General features: G+C 65.7%; 17 protein-coding genes. 11 read left to right on the forward strand and 6 right to left on the reverse strand.

The annotated features are described in order from the left end of the window. Window positions 1–61: 61 nt before the first annotated feature. The 4 genes from cphA to ACHAC9_RS01100 form a co-directional block, all read right to left on the reverse strand. The gene (cphA, locus tag ACHAC9_RS01085) at window positions 62–2,653 is read right to left on the reverse strand and encodes a cyanophycin synthetase (protein ID WP_435756267.1); all 2,592 of its coding nucleotides are present in this window, start codon (window positions 2,651–2,653) and stop codon (window positions 62–64) included. Next, window positions 2,650–3,534, reverse strand: a complete 885-nt coding sequence (locus ACHAC9_RS01090) for a cyanophycinase (RefSeq protein ID WP_435756269.1) — start codon at window positions 3,532–3,534, stop codon at window positions 2,650–2,652. Before ACHAC9_RS01090 ends, cphA begins: the two co-directional genes overlap by 4 nt. A 1-nt stretch (window position 3,535) precedes the next feature. Further along, complete coding sequence (locus ACHAC9_RS01095; protein WP_435756271.1) at window positions 3,536–4,444, reverse strand: isoaspartyl peptidase/L-asparaginase; 909 nt, start codon at window positions 4,442–4,444, stop codon at window positions 3,536–3,538. Between the two features lie 142 nt (window positions 4,445–4,586). Further along, on the reverse strand, window positions 4,587–5,042 hold the full coding sequence (locus ACHAC9_RS01100) for a DUF2244 domain-containing protein (RefSeq protein ID WP_435756273.1): 456 nt from the start codon (window positions 5,040–5,042) through the stop codon (window positions 4,587–4,589). A 152-nt stretch (window positions 5,043–5,194) separates the two neighbouring features. Here ACHAC9_RS01100 and ACHAC9_RS01105 point away from each other — a divergent pair, with 152 nt between their 5' ends. The 6 genes from ACHAC9_RS01105 to ACHAC9_RS01130 all read left to right on the forward strand — a co-directional run bounded on the left by ACHAC9_RS01105 (window position 5,195) and on the right by ACHAC9_RS01130 (window position 12,457). Further along, window positions 5,195–6,478, forward strand: coding sequence for an Hsp70 family protein (locus ACHAC9_RS01105; protein WP_435756275.1), 1,284 nt, complete (start codon window positions 5,195–5,197; stop codon window positions 6,476–6,478). A 9-nt stretch (window positions 6,479–6,487) separates the two neighbouring features. Further along, window positions 6,488–7,135, forward strand: coding sequence for a 3'-5' exonuclease (locus ACHAC9_RS01110; protein WP_435756276.1), 648 nt, complete (start codon window positions 6,488–6,490; stop codon window positions 7,133–7,135). 204 nt (window positions 7,136–7,339) lie between these two features. Then, the gene (locus tag ACHAC9_RS01115) at window positions 7,340–8,731 is read left to right on the forward strand and encodes a tetratricopeptide repeat protein (RefSeq protein WP_435756278.1); all 1,392 of its coding nucleotides are present in this window, start codon (window positions 7,340–7,342) and stop codon (window positions 8,729–8,731) included. 208 nt (window positions 8,732–8,939) lie between these two features. Further along, on the forward strand, window positions 8,940–11,090 hold the full coding sequence (locus ACHAC9_RS01120) for a prolyl oligopeptidase family serine peptidase (protein ID WP_435756280.1): 2,151 nt from the start codon (window positions 8,940–8,942) through the stop codon (window positions 11,088–11,090). A gap of 105 nt (window positions 11,091–11,195) precedes the next feature. Further along, complete coding sequence (locus ACHAC9_RS01125; RefSeq protein WP_435756282.1) at window positions 11,196–11,756, forward strand: sigma-70 family RNA polymerase sigma factor; 561 nt, start codon at window positions 11,196–11,198, stop codon at window positions 11,754–11,756. After that, window positions 11,753–12,457 carry an anti-sigma factor gene (locus ACHAC9_RS01130; RefSeq protein WP_435756284.1) on the forward strand — a complete coding sequence of 235 codons (705 nt, stop codon included), beginning with the start codon at window positions 11,753–11,755 and terminating at the stop codon, window positions 12,455–12,457. The genes ACHAC9_RS01125 and ACHAC9_RS01130 overlap by 4 nt, the downstream gene beginning before the upstream one ends. A gap of 126 nt (window positions 12,458–12,583) precedes the next feature. Here ACHAC9_RS01130 and ACHAC9_RS01135 read toward each other — a convergent pair whose 3' ends face one another. Further along, a complete protein-coding gene (locus ACHAC9_RS01135; protein ID WP_435756286.1) occupies window positions 12,584–14,230 on the reverse strand; it encodes a DUF4394 domain-containing protein in 1,647 nt (548 codons plus the stop codon). 153 nt (window positions 14,231–14,383) lie between these two features. Further along, window positions 14,384–14,962 (reverse strand): helix-turn-helix domain-containing protein, encoded by a 579-nt coding sequence (locus ACHAC9_RS01140; protein WP_435756288.1) that lies wholly within the window; start codon window positions 14,960–14,962, stop codon window positions 14,384–14,386. 192 nt (window positions 14,963–15,154) lie between these two features. Between ACHAC9_RS01140 and kbl the strand changes: the two genes are divergently transcribed. From kbl to ACHAC9_RS01165, 5 genes are all read left to right on the forward strand, one after another. Then, window positions 15,155–16,369, forward strand: coding sequence for a glycine C-acetyltransferase (gene kbl / locus ACHAC9_RS01145; protein WP_435756290.1), 1,215 nt, complete (start codon window positions 15,155–15,157; stop codon window positions 16,367–16,369). Window positions 16,370–16,396: 27 nt separating this feature from the next. Next, complete coding sequence (locus ACHAC9_RS01150) at window positions 16,397–17,353, forward strand: NAD-dependent epimerase/dehydratase family protein (RefSeq protein ID WP_435756292.1); 957 nt, start codon at window positions 16,397–16,399, stop codon at window positions 17,351–17,353. 38 nt (window positions 17,354–17,391) lie between these two features. Then, window positions 17,392–18,777, forward strand: a complete 1,386-nt coding sequence (locus ACHAC9_RS01155) for an L-serine ammonia-lyase (protein ID WP_435756294.1) — start codon at window positions 17,392–17,394, stop codon at window positions 18,775–18,777. Window positions 18,778–19,026: 249 nt separating this feature from the next. Beyond that, a complete protein-coding gene (gene thrC / locus ACHAC9_RS01160; protein WP_435756296.1) occupies window positions 19,027–20,502 on the forward strand; it encodes a threonine synthase in 1,476 nt (491 codons plus the stop codon). A gap of 1 nt (window position 20,503) precedes the next feature. Beyond that, window positions 20,504–21,760, forward strand: a complete 1,257-nt coding sequence (locus ACHAC9_RS01165; protein ID WP_435756298.1) for a molybdopterin molybdotransferase MoeA — start codon at window positions 20,504–20,506, stop codon at window positions 21,758–21,760.

Consider the following 21,760-nt stretch of genomic DNA (forward strand, 5'->3'; position numbering starts at 1 on the left):
GTCGTTTCGTTGAACAAAAGCGGCCGCGCAGGGCCGCACTCGCATGCGACGATCAAGCGAATCACACCGCTTCCGCTTCGATCCGCTGCGCAATCTCCGGCTTGGTCGGCCGCAGCGCCTCGGTCAGTTCCGAGATCGAGGAGCCGCAACCGAACACCAGCACGTCGCCAGGCTCGCACAGGGCCAGGCCGCGGCGAATCGCGTTGTGCACGTTCAGCTCGCATGCCAGCTTGTCGGCGGCACTGCGCCCGAGGCGCGCACCCTGCACCAGCAGCGCCGCGACTTCGCCCTCGCTACGGCCGCGGTTGACGGTCTCGTAGACGATCAGTTCGTCGAAGCCGGCGGCGCAGGTGCGGCCGATGTCGACCAGGTCGGCGTCGCGGCGGTCACCCGGCGCGGCGACGACGCCCACGACCCTGCCCGGCGTCATCGCGCGCGCCGTTTCCGACAGCGCCGCGTAGGCCGCGCAGTTGTGGGCGTAGTCGACGATCACCGTCACGCCCTCGACATCGAACACGTTCGAGCGCAGCGGGTTGTGCTTGCTGTCGGAGACGAAGCTGCGCATGCCGGCGACGATTTCGGCGTTGCCGAAGCCGGTCGCGGCCAGCGCGGCGGTCGCGGCCAGGGCGTTGGCGATGTTGTAGCGCGCGCAGCCATTCAAGGTGACCGGCATCTGGCGCACGTCGAGCAGCGCTTCGTGGCGCGCGCCGTTGGCCAGCACCACTGTCTTGTTTTCAAGGTAGACGCCGCGTCCGCCGCGTTCCAGGTGACGCAGCAAAACCGGGTTGTCGGCGTCGAGGGCGAAATACAGCACGTCGATATATTCCGCCAGATCCTTCGCCATCGCGACGCAGTAGTCGTCTTCGGCATTCAGGACCACGGCGCGCGAGGCGCGCTGGGCCACGACGGCCTTGACGCGCGCCAGTTCGTCGACCGTATCGACGCCGTCCAGCCCGAGGTGGTCGCTTGACACGTTCAGCACCACCGACACGTCGCAGTGGTCATACGCCAGGCCCCGTTTCAAGATGCCGCCGCGCGCTGTCTCCAGCACCGCGAAATCGACGTCCGGGGAGGTGAGGATGCTGCGCGCCGAGCGGTAGCCGGTGCAGTCGCCCTTGTTCAACAGCTGGCCGTCGACGTACACGCCTTCGGTCGTGCTGACGCCAGTGCGCAGGCCCGCCAGGCGCGCGCTGTGCGCCACCAGCAGCGAGGTCGTGGTCTTGCCGTTGGTGCCGGTCACGGCGACGACCGGAATGCGGCCGTTGTCCTGGCCGAACAGGGCCTCGACAATCGCGGCGCCGGCGTCGCGCGGCGTGCCGCGGCTCGGGTGCAGATGCATGCGGATGCCCGGTGCGGCATTGACCTCGATGATGCCGCCTTTCTGTTCGCGCAGCGGCTGCGAGATGTCCTGGCAGATGACGTCGATGCCGGCGACATCGAGCCCGATCGTACGCGCGGCGCGGATGCATATCGCGCGCGTTTCTTCCGGCAGCAAGTCGGTCACGTCTTCGGCGGTGCCGCCGGTCGACAGGTTGGCGTTGCCGCGCAGGTCGACCGTCACGCCTTTCGGCACGATCGAATCGACGCCATAGCCCTGTTTCTCGAGCGTGCTCAAGGCCAGGTCATCCAGCGGGATCTTGGTGAGGATGTTGGTGTGGCCAAGGCCGCGTGCCGGGTTGCGGTTCTCGACGTCCACCAGCGCGCCCACCGTGGAATGCCCATCGCCCGTCACGCAGGGCGGGCGGCGCCAGGAAGCGGCGGCGATCTCGTTGCCGGTAACGAGCACGCGGTAGTCGCGCCCGGCCAGGAATTCTTCCACGATCACATGGCGCCCGTAGCGGCGTGCGTGTTCGAAGGCGCGCTCGATTTCCTCGGGCGTGGTGCAGGTGGTGGTCACGCCCTTGCCCTGGTTGGCGTCGAGCGGCTTGATGGTGGCCGGGCCACCCAAGCGCCACGCCACGCGCTGGGCGTCCGCCAGCGTGGTGACGGTCGAGCCGCCCGGGACCGGCAGGCCGGCCTGTTCGAGCAGGGTCTTGGTCAGCTGCTTGTCGCTGGCGATGCCAACCGCGATCGAATTGGTCGCCCCGGTAATCGTCGCCTGCAGGCGTTTTTGCTTCGAGCCCCAGCCGAGCTGGAACAGGTTCGCTTCGTCGGTGATGCGCAGGCTCGGGATGCCGCGCCGGAGCGCCGCGTTCACCACCGCGCCGGTGCTCGTGCCAATCGCATAGTCTTCGGCGGTCTCTTGCAGTTCCTTCAGGGCGGCGCCAAGGTCGCAGTCTTCGCCGCGGGCGAGCGCCCCGATCATGACCGTGGCAAGGTCAAGCGCCTGGCGCGCGACCTGCTCGGTGCGATAGCCGCAGACGGCGCGGCGGGCGTCGGGATTGCGGGCGATGGCCAGGGTCTGGCTGAACTCGGCCGGGGCGCCGGCCAGGCGCTGCAGTTCCATCACGATCGGCTCGACAGCGTCGGCCACGCAGGCAAGGCTTGCCAGGCGCGCGGACACTTCCGGCGACAGTTCGGGCAGCAGGGCCAGCAAACGCGCGCCGAACCCGGGCGCGGATTGCGTTCCGGCGGAGTCGATGACCGCCATCAGGCACGGTGCGGCGGAAAACAGATTCGGGCCGCGCAGGACGCGTTGTTCGATGATTCTCACGAGATCGGATTCCTTTTCGTTACGTTTTCCAGGAAGTCACGCAGCGAGGGCGACATCGGCCGGGTCAGCGGTTCCTCGTCGGTCGGCAGGTAATAACGGCTGCCGGCCGGCAGCAGGTGCAGGCGCACGTCGATCAGTTCGGGCGTTGCGCGCTCCTGGATGTCGGCCATGTTGGTGTCCATCGTGCGGCCATCGACGACGGTGACCGAGCCTTCGCCGACGACCTCGATGCCGCGTCCACGTTCGATCACCAGCGCCGTATCCTCGTCGATGCCGATGCCCTGCAAATACGGGTTCTGCGCCACCACCGACAACAGCCGCGACAAGCGCTGCCGCTCCGAGAAGTGCTGGTCGATGACGACGCGGTGCACGAACCCGAGGCCCGCGGCCAGGCTGACCGCGCCTTTTTCCGGCAGCAGGTCGGTCTTGCCCTGGGCCAGCATGTGGCCCGACATGGCCGAGGCACCGGCGCTGGTGCCGCCGATGCAGGCGCCGCGCACCTTCAAGGCGGTGTGCATCGCGGCGTCGAGGGCGGTGCCGCCGATGATTGCCAGCAGGCGCTTCTGGTCGCCGCCGGTCATGAAGATGCCGTCGGCATCAGCGACCATGCGCACCTTTTCTTCGTCGTTCGCATCCTGGCGGCTGTTGAGGACCAGGTGGTCCAGATTGCGCACGCCGAGGTCGCCGAATGCCTGGTCGTAGATATCAAACATCTCGTCGGCGATCCTGCTGGCGGCAGTGATGACGACGATACGGGCGTGCTCGCCGCCGGCCAGTTCGATGAAGCGGCTCAGGATTTCCTTGCCGTGTTGACGGTCTTCGTGGCCGCCGATGATGACGAGGTGACCGTGCTTGGCTGTCCGGTGCGGTTCTGTTTTCATATCATTCGACGATTTTTCCAGTTGGCATATGCGTGTTGCTGCAGGCGGCGGCTTCGCTCTTCGTCACGGCGATCAGGCCGGTGACGACATCCTTGTCGATCAGGTCGATACCGCGCTGCAGCGCCTGCTGCAGGGGCATGCCCTGTTCGAGCCAGCCATAGACGGTGCGCGCCAGCATCTGGCGCACGATGTGTTCGCCGACGCCGGTGGCGGCGATCGCGCCCAGGGGGCCGGCATAGAAGCCGCTGCCCATGATCGGGGTGTCGCCGACGCGGCCCAGCAGCGATGGGGCCGAGCCGCCCGTCGAGGCCGCAACGGCGAAATGGCCGTCCACCCCCCGCACGACTGCGCCGACTGTATCGTGGGCGGCGCTCGTTGGCAGCTGCAGCGGCGTCTGGTAATTCCAGAAGCGTTCGAACATGCGGTTGTCGATGCCGGGCATGACCGGCACCGAAGCGGCAAGTTCCTTCAGCAGTGTCTGGTGTTTGTCAACTTGGCTGTCGCGGATTGGCTGGGCGCGCTCCAGGCCCAGTGCGCGCGCCAGGCGCCCGGCGCCTTCGCCGCACAGCAGCACGTGCGGGGTATCGGCGACAGCGCGTGCCAGCAGGATCGGGTTGCGCACGTCGCGTACGCAGGCGATCGCGCCCAGGCGTGCGCGCGTGTCCATGATCGAGGCGTCCATTTCGACCGTTTCGCCATCCAGGCAGAGCACCGAGCCGGTGCCGGCATTGAAGCGTTCGTCTTCCTCGAGCACCAATACGGCGGCAATCGCCGCTTCGAGCGCATCAGCGGTCTGCTTGAATTTCGCGTGGCCAGCCTCGGCCGCCTGTTCGCAACCGTCGGACAATTCCAGTGGTTCACCGGCGCCGCCATGCGTCACGATGGCAAATCCATGTTCCTTGTTGGTCACGGTGTCTTCCTCTCTGTCGTTGCCTTCGTGCCTTTGGCTCTTGACATATTTGATAGAGGATTATGCAAAACGGGATAGGAAACACCTATCGGTTACGTCGCCGCCTGAATGTAAGAGGATACTTACATCGAAGACAACATTTTCAGCGCAAGCGTGCTGGGTGAGAGCGCATGGCGCGGGCGAGTTCCTGCGCCACCTGCTGGCGCACGGTTTCGGAGACATAGCTGCCGATCTCGATGCGGGTGCCGGGCGACTCGAGCAGGATCAGCTTGCGCTCCCGCGGTAGCGGCGGGGCGATGCGGGTGCGGCCGGGGTCGAGCCGGAACTGGCTGCGCCGTCCGGCGTCGATCCGTTCGACCAGGAGGCTGCCGTCGGTCAGCGCGATGCGTTCGACGTCCAGTGCATGGCGCGCATAGTGCAGCATGGCCCAGCCGACAGCGAGCATTTCGAGCAGGGCGAAGGCGAGCACGATCCAGAAGCCCTGCAGCAGGAAGAACAGCGCGATACCGAAGGAGCCGGTACACAGGAGGATATAGGCGGCCGCCGACTGGCGCGGCGTCAGCGAACAGTTGCGCTTCAGGATCCAGGTGTACGCCATGTCAGGGCTCTCGGGCCGGCGGGGATTCGCTTCATTATAGGGGAGAGAGGCGCCGTATGCCGCGCGCAACGGCTGGAACCATGCCTTCGCCAAGCGAGCTCATTTCTGGTAAGATTTCGCCCCTTCCAAACGCGTCCTCCACAAAGGCAGACATGACGAACGCTTGCGGCGTCGACTTCGGTACGTCGAACTCCACGGTTGGCTGGATCAGGCCAGGGACCACGCCAGGGCCACGCCGGGCAGTACAGGGGGCGGGCGCGCTGCTGTCTCTCGAGGATGGCAAGGCAACCCTGCCGTCGGTCGTGTTTTTCAACGCCGACGATGAAGAGGTGCGCTACGGCCGCGCCGCACTGGCGGACTACCTGGCCGGCTACGAAGGGCGCCTGATGCGTTCCCTCAAGAGCCTGTTGGGGACCAGCCTGATGGATGGCCAGACCGAGGTCGGCGGGCGGGCGCTGCCGTTCCGGCTGCTGCTGGCCCAGTTCATCGGCGAGGTCAAGCGCCGCGCAGAAGCGCAGGCCGGGCGTGGCTTCGAACATGCGGTGTTCGGACGCCCTGTGTTCTTCATCGACGACAACCCGCTTGCCGACAAGCTGGCCGAGGATACGCTGCTGGACGTGGCGCGCAGCGTGGGTTTCCGCGAGGTCGCCTTCCAGTACGAGCCGATCGCCGCGGCCTTCGACTACGAATCCCAGATCGACCGCGAAGAACTGGTCCTGATCGCCGACATCGGCGGCGGTACCTCGGACTTTTCGCTGGTGCGCCTGGGGCCCGGCCGCGCCGGCAAGCTTGAGCGGCGCGACGACATCCTCGCCACCGGCGGCGTGCACATCGGCGGCACCGACTTCGATAAATACCTGAGCCTGGCGTCGGTGATGCCGCTGCTGGGATATAAAACTGCGCTGCGCTCGGGCGCCGAGATTCCATCGAGCTATTACTTCAACCTGGCGACCTGGCATACGATCAACCAGGCGTACACCCGGAAAAGCATCGCCCAGCTCGACGACCTGGTGCGCGATGCGCGCGAGCCGGCCAGGCTGACCCGCTTGCAGCACCTCATCGACGAGCGTGCCGGCCACTGGCTGGCAATGCAGGTCGAAGGCGCGAAGATCGCGCTGTCGCACGACCCGCTGGTAGCGCTCGAACTCGAGCGCCTGGCGCCGCCGGAAACCGTCTTTGTCGAACGCGCCACGTTCGAAGCCGCCATCGGCACAATGCTCGATGCGATCGACAGCACCGTGCTGCGCTTGCTGAGCGACGCCGGCATCAAACCGGCCGAGGTCGACACGGTTTTCTTCACCGGCGGCTCGAGCGGCGTGGGCTTGCTGCGTGAGCGTATCGGCGCCCTGGCACCCAGTGCGCGCAAGGTCGAGGGCGACCTGTTCGGCAGCATCGGCGCCGGCCTGGCACTGGACGCGCTGCGCAAATTCGGCTAAAAGGATCCCATGTCTATTTTCGAACGCCCCATCGTGATGCTCGACTTCGAGACCACGGGACTCTCGCCCGCCATGGGCGACCGCATCACCGAGGTTGCCGCGCTTCGCATCGTGGGCGGGCAGGTCACCGAACGCTTTGTGTCGCTGGTGAACTGCGGCGCGCGCATTCCCTCCTTTATCACCCACCTGACCGGCATCACCCAGGAGATGGTCGACTCGGCGCCGTCCGCACGGCAGGTCGTGCCGGAGCTGCTCGACTTCATCGGCAGCGATACCCTGTCGGCCCACAACGCCAGCTTCGACGAAAAATTCCTGGCCGCCGAGAGCGAGCGGCTCGGACGTGCCTGCGGCCACGTTGGCCTGGTCTGCTCGCTGAAGCTCTCGCGCCGGATGTTTCCCGGCATGCCGAGCTATAAACTGGGCATCCTGTCGCGCCAGCTCGGCATCGCCTTTCGCAGCGCGGCCCACCGGGCCGAGGCCGATGCCGAAGTCGCGGCCGAAGTGCTGATCCACATCGGGCGCCATATCGGCAGCTCGTATGGTCTGGCAGGCGTCGCGCCGGACCTGCTGGTGTCGATCAACAAGCTCTCGGCGGCCAAGGTGCCGACCTGGCTGGGCAAATACGCGGCCGAAAAAAAAGTCGTGCCGTCGCGCTGAGCCGGGTGCCGGGCCGCGCCCGCCGAACCCGCCGCGCCTGCCGCCCGGCGGGTTTTTTCTTGGGGCGCGCGCCGGCACGATTGTGCACCGTCAAACCCGCAGCGGGTCGCTGTCGTTAAAATTTTGTTAATACATATGAGGCCGCCTGAACCGAGTGGCCTACAACCGAACGCGGCAGACCTTGTTTTCACACTGGGGAAGAGCATGAACCACCAGAAGCTCCAGAACGAGAGCCACCAGACCTATCTCTGGTTCCGCCAGGCTGCCGAGCGCGGCAATGCCTACGCCCAGTTCAACCTCGGCCTGATGTACAAGAAGGGCAATGGCGTCGAGCGCGACGATGCCTGTGCCGTGCGCTGGCTGCGCCTGGCGGCGGTACAGGGGCTGGCCTTCGCCCAGAACCATCTCGGCGCCATGTATTACCACGGGCGCGGGGTCGACCGCTGCGACCACGAGGCGGCGCGCTGGTTCCGGCGCGCCGCCGATCAGGGCGACGCCTCGGCCCAGCAGAATCTCGGCCACATGTGCCGCCAGGGCCGCGGCATGGCGATCGATCCCGAACGCGCGCTGTCCTGGTACTACCGCGCGGCCGAGCAGGGCATGGCGGGGGCCCAGAACCAGCTCGGCGAATGCTATCTGAACGGCGTCGGCGCGGCCGTCAATTATCCGCTCGCCATGGCCTGGTTCCGCAAGGCCGCCCTGCAGGGCGAGGCGGCGGCCCAGCTGAACCTGGGGCTGATGTACCAGGGTGGCCTGGGAATCGATGCCAGCGCCGGCCAGGCGCTGTACTGGTTCCGCAAGGCCGCCGCGGCCGGCGAGCGCGGCGCCCAGCGCGAGCTCGGCATCGCCTACGTCGAGGGCAAGGGCGTGCGGCCTGACGCACGGCGCGCCTGTGCATGGCTGCAGCGCGCGGCCGAGCATGGCGACCGCGAAGCGCAGTTCCTGTTCGCCACCATGTGCGTCAACGGACGCGGCGTCGAACGCGACGAGGTCCGTGCGCTCGAATGGTACACGCGGGCGGCGGGGGGCGGGCACATGGCGGCCCAGTACAACCTGGCCAACATGTACGCGCACGGGCGTGGCACCGCGCGCGATCCGGCGCGCGCCTTCGACTGGTACCGGCGGGCGGCCGAGCAGGGCGCGCCGAACGCCCAGTTCAACCTCGGCGTCATCTACGCCAATGGCCAGGGCGTCGAGAAGGACGAGGCACGCGCCGCCTACTGGTACCGACTGGCCGCCGAGCAGGGCGACGCCAGCGCCCAGAACAACCTGGGCGTGATGTATGCGGGCGGCCAGGGCGTCGCCCAGGACGACGCCCTGGCCGTCTACTGGTACGAGCAGGCGGCCGAGCAGGGTCATGCGCTGGCCCAGTACAACCTGGGCGGCATGGTCGGCAGTGGCCTGGGCGTGGCGCGCGACCCGGTGCGCGCCTACATGTGGATGTTGCTGGCGGCCGAGGGCGGCGACAGCGCGGCCAACGTCAACAAGACCATCGTCGCACGGCGCCTCTCCCCGTCCGAAATCGGGTGGGCGCTCGACCTGCAGCACAAATGGCAGATGAGCCATCGCGAGGTCGTGGCACGCCGCGCCACGTAGGGGGCATCGAGGCCAATGGCCTCAATGCCGGGTTCATTGGTCGGCTCCACCCGAACGCGAGCGTTGACGCGCCGTCTCCGCCGCCCACGCGTCCAACGCAAGTTCGCGTCACGTAGAATGCTCGCGCGAAACACGGGTTCGCTTCCTGCCGGGTTTCGCGCTATGATTGCCTTCGGCACATTTCGCCTCCCACCGTTCCGAGAAGAATATGCACATGAGACATGCAACGCTTGCCGTCGCCCTGATGACGGTCTTTGGCACCACGTACGCGGCCGACCCGGCTGCTGCGACGGCCGCCTGCGTGGCCGGCAGCGCAGTGACTTATCCAGTCACCGCCAAGGTCGGGCAGACGGACAACTACCATGGCACCACGGTCGCCGACCCCTATCGCTGGCTGGAAGACGCGAACAGCGCCCAGACCAAGGTGTGGGTCGACGCCCAGAACGCCGTGACCCAGGGCTATCTCGGCCAGATCCCGCAGCGCGAGGCGATCCGCCAGCGCCTGACCACACTCTGGAACTACGAGCGCTACTCGGTGCCCTCGAAGGAAGGCGGCCGTTATTTCTACAGTCGCAACAACGGCCTGCAGAACCAGTCGGTTCTGTTCACGATGAAGTCCTTGTCCGATGAGCCGCGCATGCTGCTCGACCCGAACACGCTGGCCGCCGACGGCACGGTGGCCCTGGCTGGGCTTGAAGTGAGCCCGGACGGCAAACTGTTGGCCTACGGCACCGCTGCATCGGGTTCGGACTGGAACGAGTGGAAGGTGCGCGACATCGAGACCGGCAAGGACCTCGAGGACCACCTGAAATGGGTGAAGTTCTCGCAGACGGCCTGGACGAAGGATGGCAAGGGCTTCTTCTACAGCCGCTACGACGCGCCGGAAGAGTCGGCGAAGCTGGCTGGCGTGAACTACTTCCAGAAGCTGTACTTCCACAAGATCGGTACCCCGCAAAGCGAAGATACGCTGGTCTACGACCGTCCGGACGAAAAGGAATGGGGCTTCCGCGCCCAGACCACCGACGACGGCAAATACCTCCTGATCACGGCGACCAAGGGCACGGCCCACAAGTACCGCGTCTTCATCAAGGACTTGAGCAAGCCTGATGCGAAAGTGGTGCCGCTGATCGACAACTTCGACGCGGCCTACGACTTCATCGACAACGTCGGCTCGACCTTCTATTTCAGCACCGACCGCAAGGCCCCGCGCCAGCGCATCGTCGCCATCGACGTGAACAAGCCGGCGGAGTCGAACTGGAAAGAGATCATCCCGGAATCGAAGGACACGCTGTCGAACGCCCATATCATCGGGAATCGCCTGGTGACCGAGTACCTGAAGGATGCACGCAGCGTCGTGCGCGTCAACGACCTCGATGGCAAGCCGGTGCGCGAGATCGCCTTGCCGGGAATCGGTTCGGTCTCGGGCTTCACGGGAAAGCGCGGCGACACGGAGACCTTCTTCTCGTTCACCGGCTTCACCACGCCGACGACGATCTACCGGATGGACATGAAGAGCGGCAAGACGGGTGTCTTCCGCCAGCCGAAGGTCGACTTCGATCCGAAGGCCTATGAAACGCGCCAGCAGTTCTTCACCAGCCGCGATGGCACCAGAGTGCCGATGTTCATCGTGTCGAAGAAGGGCATCAAGCTCGATGGCAGCAACCCGACCTATCTGTACGGCTACGGCGGCTTCAACATCTCGATGACCCCGGGCTTCTCGCCGGCCAACCTGGCCTGGATGGAAATGGGCGGCGTGTATGTCGTGGCCAACCTGCGCGGCGGCGGCGAATACGGCGAATCCTGGCACCATGCCGGCACCAAGCTGCAAAAGCAGAACGTGTTCGACGACTTCATCGGTGCGGCCGAGTGGCTGGTGGCGAACAAGGTCACTTCTCCAGCGAAGCTGGCGATCGGCGGCGGCAGCAATGGCGGCCTGCTGGTGGGCGCGGCAATGACCCAGCGTCCCGACTTGTTCGGCGCGGCGATCCCGATGGTCGGCGTGATGGACATGCTGCGCTTCCACAAGTTCACGATCGGCTGGGCCTGGACCTCGGACTACGGTTCGGCCGACAACCCGGAAGAGTTCAAGGCGCTGGTGAAGTATTCGCCGTTGCATAACCTGAAAGCCGGCACCAGCTACCCGGCGACGATGGTCACCACGGCCGACCACGACGACCGCGTGGTCCCGGCGCACAGCTTCAAGTTCGCCGCCGCGGCCCAGGCCGCGCAAGCCGGCTGCAACCCGGTCTTGATCCGCATCGACGTCAAGGCCGGCCACGGTGCCGGCAAGCCGACCACGAAGCAGATCGAGGAAGTGGCGGACCGTTGGGGCTTCCTGACGAAGGCGCTGAAGATGTAAAGATGGTGCAGGCAATTGCGCGAGGCCGGCCGCATGCGCGTCCTGCCTCGTGCCGCAGGGCCGCTCTCTGACGGCCCTTGACATTTAACGGGAAAGCGCCGCTCCATGAATGCGCCGATTGAATTCGATTACGAGGCCGCCCTGGCTGGCTGCGCACGCGGCGACCAGCGCGCACTGCGCAGCATCTACGATCGCGAAGGGGCGCGCCTGCTGGGCGTGGCGCTGCGCATCGTGCGCCAGCGCCAGGTGGCTGAAGACGTGCTGCATGACGCGTTTCTGTCCATCTGGACCAGGTCGCGCAGCTTCGATCCGGTGCGCGGCGCGGGCCGCGGCTGGATCTACAGCATCGTGCGCCACCAGGCGCTGGACGTGGTGCGCGGCAGCGGGCGCGAAGTGCAGGCCGACGCCGAGGCGCTCGACGCTCTCGACGCCGAAGCTTTCGACAACGGCGCCGGCCCGGTCGACGCCCTCGAGCGCCGCCAGGACATGGGGCGCTTGCACGATTGCCTGGTCGGACTCGACGCTTCCAAACGCGACAGCATCCTGTACGCCTATGTCGACGGCTGCTCGCATGCCGAGATCGCCGCGCGCATGCAGTCGCCGCTGGGCACGATCAAGGCCTGGATCAAGCGCGGCCTGAGCGCCCTGAAGGAGTGCATGGGATGACGACCCCGATCGATGACGATACCGACGACATGGCGGGCGAATACGTGCTCGGCACGCTGTCGCCGGGCGAACGCCGCCACGTCGAGCTGGCGATCCCGCACGAGCCGGTCTTGCGCGCGGCCGTGCAGGCTTGGGAAGCACGGCTGCTGCCCTTGACCGCGCTGGCCGAACCGGTCAATCCTTCGCAACAGCTATGGCCGCGGATCAACGCCGCGCTGGCAGCCGCACGCGTGCCTGTGCCGGCCGCGCCAAACGGCAAGTGGTGGGAAAGGTTGAACTTCTGGCGTGGCCTGGCCGCGACCGGCTTCGCCGCCGCGGCGATCACGGCCGTCGTGCCGCGCCTGCAGGCGCCCGAGCCGATTGCGCGCTACATGGTCGTGCTGGCGGCGCCAGGCAACATGGCCCCTGGCTGGATCGTGCAGGTAAATAACCAGGGTGCGCTCAAGCTGGTCCCGCTGGGCACCACAAGCGTGCCGGCCGAGAAATCGCTGCAGCTGTGGACCAAGGCCGATGGCTGGAAAGGTCCGGTCTCGCTTGGCCTGGTTCAGCCCGGCAAGGCGGTCGACGTTTCCCTGGCGAGCCTGCCGCCGCTGCAGGCGAACCAGTTGTTCGAGATCACGCTGGAACCGAAGAGCGGCTCACCGATCGGACGGCCGACCGGGCCGATCCTGTATATCGGCCGTGCGGTACAGATGCTGTAGGAGCTTGTGCGTGGTGCGACATAAAAAAAGGACGCTTCATTGAGCGTCCTTTTTTTTATGTTTGCAGGCGAATACCTTAGCGTGAGGCGGCCCGCGCGAAACGTGCGTGCCGCCTGATGCGCTCCCTTACTTGATCAGGATCGCGATGTCGCGCAAGCCCACCTGGCCGTTGCCGATCGCCGACGTCCCAGGGTTGGCCGCGCCGTTGACCATGGTGGCCGCACCGGTCGCCAGGTCGATCCGGTACAAGGACGACGGTCCGCCCGCGCTGGTACGCAGCGCTGCCAGCACCAGGCCGTTGGCGCCGCCCGCAATGTCCATGCCCACATCACCGGCGACTGCCACGCCCAAGGCGCCGACACTGACCAGCGTGCCGTCGTTCGGCGGGTTCTGCATGACCAGGCTGGCGTTCGCGCCGTCGATATCGTAGAGCGTCGTCGCGGTCGTGCCGGCGAAGCTGTTGGTGTAGGCGCCAGCGGTGACGAACGGCGCCGCGCCCGTGCGGTTAATCGCGCCATCGGTCGTGGTGGCGCCCGTGTCGACGTTGATGCGCAGGTTCTGGCCCGTGTCGCCGATTACGCGCAGGCGGTCGGCCACCGGATTGAAGTCGACCGCGAACGCGGTGCCGATGACCGCGCCATACGGCGCCGTCGTGTCGGCGGCATCGGCCGACAGCGTCGCCTTGGCCGTGGCCACGCCGGTTGCCGGGTCGATGGTCACGATGCGCGCAGTCGACGTGATCCCGTACAGCAGGCCATCTTTAGGGCGGAAGTCGATGCCGAGCAGGGTCTCACCACCATTCAGGCCGGTCACCGCCACGGTGGCGTCGATCGTGTTCGGCGTGGCCGGCTTGAAGGCCAGCAGGCGGCCGTCGTCGGCCAGGCCATATGCCATCGGCGCCGATGCCGCGCGCAGGGCGATGCCGCGGATGTCTTCCGTCAGGCCGACGGCGCCGATGCTTGTTGCCGGGCTGGTCGTGGCCGCCAGGTTGATCGAATACAGGTTGCGCGCGCCGCCGACCGTGAGCACCGCATACGCCATGTTGGTACGGGCATCGATGTCCATGCCGTTCGCCACGCCCGCGTCCACGCCCAGTGCCACCGGGGTGCTCAAGGTGCCGTTGTTCGGCGGGTTCTGCACGTACAGGGTGTCGTTCGCGGTGTCGAGCGCGTACAGGGTCGTGGTGGCGGTGCCGGCGAAGGAATTGGTGTAGGCCGAGGCCGTGACGGCGGCATTCGCCGCGCCGCCGTTGATCGCGCCGTCGGTCGTCGTCGCGCCACTGTCGACGTTGATGCGCAGGCTCTGGCCGGTATTGCTGACCACGCGCAGGCGGTCCGCTGCCGGGTTGAAGTCGACCCCGTAGTCGGTACCGTTCAGGGCCGTGAACGGCAAGGTGGTGTCGGTGGCGTCCGCTGCCAGCGTGGATTTCGCCGTGGCCGCGCCCGTCGTGGTATTGATCGTGTAGATACGGCCGCTGCTGCCCACCGCATACAGAAGGCCGTCGACAGGACGGAAATCGATGCCGAGCAGGGTTTCTGCGCTTTGCAGGCCGGTGACGGCGACATTCGTGCGGATCGTGGCCGGCGCATCGCGGTTGAAGGAGACCAGTTTGTTGCTGACAGTAATGGCGAATACATCGCCCGCGCTCATCACGGGTGGGCTTGGCGTCGGGTCTGGGACCTGCATGTCATCGTCGTCGCTGCTGCCACAGGCGCTCAAGGCCAGGGCGATGGAAGAGGCAAGGATCAGCTTCGGGAAAAGGGTCTTGTTCATGGTCTGCATCCTGAAATAGTTGGCACACGCTGTGCGATAAGGGCTCGACGGACCGGCGCCGCGGCGCTGTCCATGCCCTTACTACGTTGGCAAGGTCGATTTGGATGCAGTCTTCTGAAAATAAATGTAGGGTCAATATTGCAGGGCCGGCGCTCAGCGGTGGACTACCACCAGCAGCGCTTTCGCCTCGGTCTTGCCGACATTCCTCAGCACGTGGTCCTGGTTGGCCGCATAGCGCGCCGTCCCGCCCGCCTTGACCTTGCGCTTTTCCAGCCCGACTTCCACTTCGAGCGAGCCGTTGAGCACCGTCAGGTGCTCCTTGGTACCCGGATCGTGCGCCTGTGACTTCAGTTCGCCGCCCGGCGCCAGCGTCAGCTCATACCACTCGTACTGGCCCGCCAGTTCCATCGGCCCGAGGATGCGCAGCACATAGCCGGCGTGGTTCCCGGGAAGCGTAGGCGTCTCGTGCGCGTCGAGTACGCGGATCGACTCGACATCGCGCGTTTCCGACGCCAGCAGCTCGCCGATCTGCACGCCGAGTGCATTGGCGAGACGCCAGGTGATGGCAATGGTAGGATTCGCCTTTTCGCGCTCGATCTGCGAGAGCATCGACTTCGACACGCCGGCGATGCGCGACAGGTCCTCCAGCGTCAGGCCGCGCGCCAGGCGCAGGCGCTGCAGGGTGGCGCCGACTTCGGGCGGGGCGTTGTTGGTGGGGACCAGGGTTTTCATGTTCAGGCAGCTCTAGTATGGGTGGAGCGCCGCACCTTGCCAAGTTCAACAGGTCGGCGTAATATCCATTATATTGAATATTAGTTCGAGATACCGAAAATGCGGCTTGCTGTTAAAGGTGTACAGCGAACGGCCAACGGTACAGCATAGTTCAACCGCCGGTCAAGCCGGCATCAACGACGAGGTAATCACATGAGCGAGCAAGCGAAGAACGCGTTTTATACGGGCCTGCAGCAGAACCTGACCACCTTGCGCGAGCAGGGCCTGTTCAAGCCCGAGCGCGTGCTCGCCTCGCGCCAGGGTGCGCAAGTGCAGTCCGAAGACGGCCGCACCCTGATCAATATGTGCGCGAACAACTACCTCGGCCTGTCGGGCGACATGGAAACCCAAAAAGCGGCCGAAGTGGCGCTCCAGAAGTATGGTTATGGTCTCTCTTCGGTGCGCTTCATCTGCGGCACCCAGACCGTGCACAAGGAGCTCGAACGCAAACTGTCCGAATTCCTCGGCACTGAAGACACGATTTTGTACGCCGCGGCTTTTGACGCCAACGGCGGCGTGTTCGAGCCGCTGTTCGACGAAAACGATGCCATCATCTCGGACGCCCTGAACCACGCCTCGCTCATCGACGGCATCCGCCTGTGCAAGGCGGCGCGCTACCGTTACGCCAATAACGACATGGCCGACCTCGAGGTGCAACTGCAGGCCGCCGGCGCCGCCGGCAAGCGTCATAAAGTCATCGTCACCGATGGCGCGTTCTCGATGGACGGGACGATCGCCCAACTCGACAAGATCGTCGCGCTGGCCGAGAAATACGGCGCGCTGACCCTCATCGACGAATCGCACGCCTCCGGCTTCCTGGGCGCGACCGGGCGCGGCACGCACGAGCACTGCGGCGTCATGGGCCGTATCGACATCATCACCGGCACACTGGGCAAGGCCCTGGGCGGCGCGATGGGCGGCTTCACGTCGGGGCGCAAGGAAGTGATCGAAACGCTGCGCCAGAAGTCGCGGCCTTACCTGTTCTCGAACACCCTGGCGCCGATGATCGCCGGCGCCTCGCTGTCGGTACTCGAGCGCATTTCAAAGTCGACCGAGCTGCGCGACCGCCTGATGGAGAACACGGCCTTCTTCCGCACGGAGATCGAGCGCATCGGCTTCACCATCAAGCCGGGTACCCACCCGGTGGTGCCGGTGATGCTGTTCGACGCGCCGGTGGCGCAGAAATTCGCGGCGCGCATGTTCGAACTGGGCGTGCTGCTGTCGGGCTTCTTCTATCCGGTGGTGCCGATGGGGCAGGCGCGCGTGCGTGTCCAGTTGTCGGCGGCGCATACCCGCGAGCAACTCGTGACCGTGCTGGCCGCCTTCGAGCAGGCCGGCCGCGAACTCGGCATCCTCAAGAATAACTAATCCACGCAACAGCATTCAGGAACACACATGGAACGCATCCTCATCATCGGCGCCAACGGCCAGATCGGCAGTGAACTGGTTTCCGCACTGGCGCAGCAACACGGCGCCGCCAACGTCCTTGCCACCGACATCGGCGCCAACAACGTCTACGGCGCGGCGCGCTACGCACAGCTCGACGTGCTGGACAAGGACCGCTTGATGGCGCTGGTCGAGGAAGAGGGCGTGACCCAGGTGTATCAACTCGCGGCACTGCTGTCGGCGACCGGCGAAAAGGCGCCCTTGAAGGCCTGGACCCTGAACATGGATGGCCTGCTGAACATCCTGGAAGTGGCGCGCGAGCGTGGAGAAGCCGGCAAGCCCCTGAAAGTCTTCTGGCCCTCGTCGATCGCTGCCTTTGGCCCGAACACCCCTGCGGAAAACACACCGCAGTACACGGTGATGGACCCGACCACGATCTACGGCATCAGCAAACTGGCGGGCGAGCGCCTGTGCGAGTACTACCACTCCAAGTATGGCGTGGATGTGCGCTCGATCCGCTATCCGGGCATCATCAGCTTCAAGTCGCCTCCGGGCGGCGGCACCACCGACTATGCGATCGCGATCTTCCACGCGGCCTTGAAGGGTGAGACCTACGAGTGCTTCCTGGGCCCGGAAACCACGCTGCCGATGATCTACATGCCGGACGCGATCCGCGCCACGATCGAATTGATGGATGCCCCAGGCGACAACGTGGTGATTCGCTCGTCCTACAATGTGGCCGGCGTCTCGTTCAATCCACGTGAACTGGCCGTTGCCATTCGCCGCGCCCTGCCGGCTTTCGAGATCGCCTATAAACCGGACAGCCGCCAGGCGATTGCCGATACCTGGCCGAAGAGCCTGGACGACAGCCGCGCAACGAGCGACTGGGGTTGGAAAGCCCGTGTCGGGATCGAGGAGATGGTGGCCAGCATGCTCGAGAATATCGACGTCGGCGCGACTGCTTGACCATATAACGATAAAAACAGACTAGTGAGACAAGCAAGATGGACATGAGTGTTTTCGATCTTTTCAAGATCGGTATCGGCCCTTCGAGCTCGCATACGGTGGGCCCGATGGTCGCGGCGCGCCGCTTCCTGCTCGAATGCGGCTTGCTCGAGCACGCGGTCGGTGTCGAAGCGCACCTGTACGGATCGCTCGCACTGACCGGTATCGGCCACGCGACCGACAAGGCCGTGATCCTCGGCCTGATGGGCGAGACGCCGCAGGACATCGATCCGGGCTCGGTCGAGGACAAGCTGGCCGAGGCGGAGCTGGACGGCGTGCTGCGCCTGCTCGGCACGAAAGAGGTGCCGTTCTCGATGCGCGCCAATCTCGTCTGGCACAAGCAATCGAGTCTGCCGGAACACCCGAACGGCATGCGCTTCGTGCTGCAGCTGCGCGACGGCAGCGTCATCGAACGGATTTTCTATTCGGTCGGCGGCGGCTTCATCACCGCGGCCGGCGAAGCGCAGCGCCCGCAAGAGCCAAGCCAGGTGCAGGTGCCGTTCCCGTTCGCGACGATGGCCGATCTGCTGGCCCAGGGCCGCGAACACGGTCTCACGATCCCGCACATGCTGCGTGCGAACGAACTGGTGAGCATGAGCGAGCTTGATCTCGACGCCGGCCTGGACCGCATCTGGAGCGTGATGCGCGACTGTATCGACCATGGCCTGGTGACGTCCGGCCAGCTGCCGGGCGGCCTGAACGTCAAGCGGCGCGCCGCCACCTTGTGGAAGCAGGCGCACTGCGTCGAAGGCAAGCGCGTGAACGAACTGCCCCACGATTCGACCCATCAGGTGACGCTGTACGCGATGGCAGTCAACGAAGAAAACGCCGCGGGCGGGCGTGTCGTCACGGCGCCGACCAACGGCGCGGCCGGCATCATCCCGGCGGTAGTGCGCTATTACGCCGAAGACTGCCGTCCGACCGACGCGGTGAAGGGCATCCGCGACTTCCTGCTGACGTCCGCCGCGATCGGCATGCTGTGCAAGAAGAACGCCTCGATCTCGGGCGCGGAAGTCGGGTGCCAGGGCGAGGTCGGCGTGGCGTGCGCGATGGCGGCGGCGGGCCTGGTGGCGGCGCTCGGCGGCTCGAACGAGCGGATCGAGAACGCGGCCGAAATCGGCATCGAACACCACCTCGGCATGACCTGCGACCCGATCGGCGGCCTGGTGCAGATTCCCTGCATCGAGCGCAACGGCATGGGCGCGATCAAGGCGATCACGGCAGCCTCGCTGGCATTGAAAGGCGACGGCACCCATTTTGTCAGCCTGGATAACGTGATCGAGACGATGCGCCAGACCGGGGCGGACATGCAGGTGAAGTACAAGGAGACCTCGCTGGGCGGCCTGGCGATTCACGTGGTGACGGTCAATCACGCGGCTTGTTAATCACTTAGGGTGGGCACTTGTGCCCACGCGCTTGCATCGTAGGCGTTGCGGCGGTGCCGCAAAACACCGCGCATGCATGCAATCGATTCGATCGACGCGGTGCGGTGCGGTACGCAAGGGTAGGACCGCGTGGGCTCGAGAGCCCACCCTGCGACGCTTGAAATCTCTGCCAAACTCGACCGTACACAGGATTCCCGGGCTCGCACTATAATAAAAGCATCAACGCGAGCCCAACCGGATCATCCAAGTATGCAATACGTGTCTACCCGCGCAACGAGCGCGTCCGCTTCCCGCAATCAGGAAACCTTCTCCACCATCCTGCTCGGCGGCCTGGCCCCGGATGGCGGCCTGTTCATGCCGGCCGAATACCCGCAGGTCACAAACGCGGAGCTCGACGCCTGGCGCAAGCTGTCCTACGCCGAACTGGCCTACGAGATCCTGCGCAAGTTTGCGACCGATATTCCCGACGCCGACCTGAAGGCGCTCACCAGGAAGACCTACACGCCCGAGGTATATCGCAACGCACGCGCCGGCGAGTCGGCAACTGACATCACGCCGCTGCGCACCCTGGAAGAAGAGGGCGGGCGCACGCTGATCCTGCAGGCCCTGTCGAACGGACCGACGCTCGCGTTCAAGGACATGGCGATGCAGTTGCTGGGCAACCTGTTCGAATACGCGCTGGCCAAGGACGAGGAAGAACTGAATATTTTCGGCGCCACCTCGGGCGACACCGGCAGCGCCGCCGAATACGCGATGCGCGGCAAGCGCGGCGTACGTGTGTTCATGCTGTCCCCAAGCGGGAAGATGAGCGCGTTCCAGACCGCCCAGATGTTCGGCCTGCAGGACCCGAACATCTTCAACATCGCCGTCGAAGGCGTGTTCGACGACTGCCAGGATCTCGTGAAAGCCGTCTCGAACGACCTGTCGTTCAAGGCGCGCCAGAAGATCGGCACCGTCAATTCGATCAACTGGGCGCGCGTCGTGGCCCAAGTCGTGTACTACTTCCGCGGCTACCTCGCGGCGACAAGCGACAATACACAAAAAGTCTCGTTCACGGTCCCGTCGGGGAACTTCGGGAATATCTGCGCCGGCCACATCGCCCGCATGATGGGCCTGCCGATCGACAAGCTGGTGGTTGCCACCAACGAGAACGACGTGCTCAACGAATTTTTCCGCACCGGCGTCTACCGCGTGCGCAAGTCCAGCGAGACCTACCACACCAGCAGCCCGTCGATGGACATCTCGAAGGCATCGAACTTCGAGCGCTTCATCTACGACCTGGTGGGACGCGACAGCGAGCGGTGCCACGCGCTGTTTCGCAAAGTCGACACCCATGGCGGCTTCGACCTGTCGGGCGGCCCGGGTGCGGACGGCGACGAATTCAAACGCGTCGGCGAATTCGGCTTCGTGTCCGGCAAATCGACGCACGCGGACCGGCTCGAGACCATTCGCATGGTGTTTGATGACTACGACATCATGATCGACACCCATACCGCCGACGGCATCAAGGTCGCGCGCGAGCACATGGCGCCCGGCGTGCCGATGATCGTGCTCGAGACGGCGCTGGCGGCGAAATTCAACGAGACCATCCTCGAGGCGCTGGGGCTCGATGCCGTGCGTCCGGCCGGCTTCGAGGATATCGAGGCGCTGCCCCAGAAGTTCGTCGTGATGCGCCCGAACGTCGACGAGATGAAGACCTTCATCGCTGCGCACACGGGCCTGTAAGATGACGACTTCGAACGAGAAACCGGCACCGCGCCCGATGTTGTCGGTGCGCGAAGCGCTCGATACGCTGCTGGCCGCGGCACGCCCGGTCCAGGATATGGAACTGGTCCCCACCTTGGAGGCCAACGGCCGCGTGCTGGCTGCGGACCAGGCGTCGACCATCGACGTGCCGTCCGCCGACAACACATCGATGGATGGCTACGCCGTGCGCTCGCTCGATTGCGTGAACGGCGGCGCGGTTCTGCGCGTGGCCCAGCGCATCCCGGCCGGCCATGTGGGCGAGCCTTTGGAAGCCGGCACGGCGGCGCGCATCTTCACCGGCGCCATGCTCCCTCCTGGCGCGGACGCGGTCGTGATGCAGGAGCAGTGCGAGCTGCTCGGGGACATGGTCACGATCCGCCACACGCCGACAAGCGGCGAATGGATTCGCCGCACCGGCGAAGACATCGGGGCGAATTCGACAATCCTTGCGGCCGGCACGCGACTACGCAGCCAGGAACTGGGCCTGGCCGCATCGGTCGGCCTGGCCAGCCTGCCCGTGCGCCGGCGCCTGCGCGTGGCCGTCTTCTTCACCGGTGACGAGCTGACCATGCCGGGCGAAGCGCCGGGCGGCGTGCTCGCGCCGGGCGCCATCTACAATTCGAACCGCTTCACCTTGCGCGCGCTGCTGGAAAACTTCGGCTGCACCATCGCCGATTTCGGCATCGTGCCCGATACGCTCGAGGCCACGCGCGCCACGCTGGTGGAGGCCGCGCGTGGGAATGACCTGATCATCACCTCGGGCGGCGTCTCGGTCGGCGAGGAAGACCACATCAAGCCGGCGGTCGAGGCGGAGGGCCAGCTGAACATGTGGCAGATCGCGGTCAAGCCGGGCAAACCGCTCGCGTTCGGCGAAGTGCGCAACGACAGCTGTGGCGCATTCTTTATCGGCCTGCCGGGCAATCCGGTCTCGAGCTTCATCACCTTCCTGCTGTTCGTGCGGCCCTTCCTGCTGCGCCTGCAGGGCGTGACGGGTCCGGTCGAACCGCGGGCCTGGATGCTGCGCGCCGACTTCAGCCTGCCGAAAGCCGACCGCCGCAACGAGTTCCTGCGCGCGCGCGTGAATGCCGGCGGCGGCCTAGACCTGTTCCCGAACCAGGGCTCGGGCGTGCTCACCTCGACCGTCTGGGGCGACGGCCTGATCGACAATCCACCCGGACGCATCATCAACGAAGGCGATATCGTGCGCTTCATTCCGTTCGCCGAACTACAGCACTGA

Origin of the sequence: Massilia sp. CMS3.1 (assembly GCF_051262535.1) — a bacterium.
Lineage (GTDB): Bacteria > Pseudomonadota > Gammaproteobacteria > Burkholderiales > Burkholderiaceae_D > Telluria.

What these genes read in the sequence shown, in the direction of transcription:
- ACHAC9_RS01125 (WP_435756282.1), top strand. Translation starts at nt 11,196, where the DNA reads ATGAATGCGCCGATTGAATTCGATTACGAGGCCGCCCTGGCTGGCTGC.
- ACHAC9_RS01140 (WP_435756288.1), bottom strand. Translation starts at nt 14,962, where the DNA reads ATGAAAACCCTGGTCCCCACCAACAACGCCCCGCCCGAAGTCGGCGCC.
- ACHAC9_RS01155 (WP_435756294.1), top strand. Translation starts at nt 17,392, where the DNA reads ATGGACATGAGTGTTTTCGATCTTTTCAAGATCGGTATCGGCCCTTCG.
- ACHAC9_RS01165 (WP_435756298.1), top strand. Translation starts at nt 20,504, where the DNA reads ATGACGACTTCGAACGAGAAACCGGCACCGCGCCCGATGTTGTCGGTG.
- ACHAC9_RS01115 (WP_435756278.1), top strand. Translation starts at nt 7,340, where the DNA reads ATGAACCACCAGAAGCTCCAGAACGAGAGCCACCAGACCTATCTCTGG.
- ACHAC9_RS01120 (WP_435756280.1), top strand. Translation starts at nt 8,940, where the DNA reads ATGCACATGAGACATGCAACGCTTGCCGTCGCCCTGATGACGGTCTTT.
- ACHAC9_RS01105 (WP_435756275.1), top strand. Translation starts at nt 5,195, where the DNA reads ATGACGAACGCTTGCGGCGTCGACTTCGGTACGTCGAACTCCACGGTT.
- ACHAC9_RS01135 (WP_435756286.1), bottom strand. Translation starts at nt 14,230, where the DNA reads ATGAACAAGACCCTTTTCCCGAAGCTGATCCTTGCCTCTTCCATCGCC.
- kbl (WP_435756290.1), top strand. Translation starts at nt 15,155, where the DNA reads ATGAGCGAGCAAGCGAAGAACGCGTTTTATACGGGCCTGCAGCAGAAC.
- ACHAC9_RS01150 (WP_435756292.1), top strand. Translation starts at nt 16,397, where the DNA reads ATGGAACGCATCCTCATCATCGGCGCCAACGGCCAGATCGGCAGTGAA.
- ACHAC9_RS01110 (WP_435756276.1), top strand. Translation starts at nt 6,488, where the DNA reads ATGTCTATTTTCGAACGCCCCATCGTGATGCTCGACTTCGAGACCACG.
- thrC (WP_435756296.1), top strand. Translation starts at nt 19,027, where the DNA reads ATGCAATACGTGTCTACCCGCGCAACGAGCGCGTCCGCTTCCCGCAAT.
- ACHAC9_RS01130 (WP_435756284.1), top strand. Translation starts at nt 11,753, where the DNA reads ATGACGACCCCGATCGATGACGATACCGACGACATGGCGGGCGAATAC.
- ACHAC9_RS01100 (WP_435756273.1), bottom strand. Translation starts at nt 5,042, where the DNA reads ATGGCGTACACCTGGATCCTGAAGCGCAACTGTTCGCTGACGCCGCGC.
- ACHAC9_RS01090 (WP_435756269.1), bottom strand. Translation starts at nt 3,534, where the DNA reads ATGAAAACAGAACCGCACCGGACAGCCAAGCACGGTCACCTCGTCATC.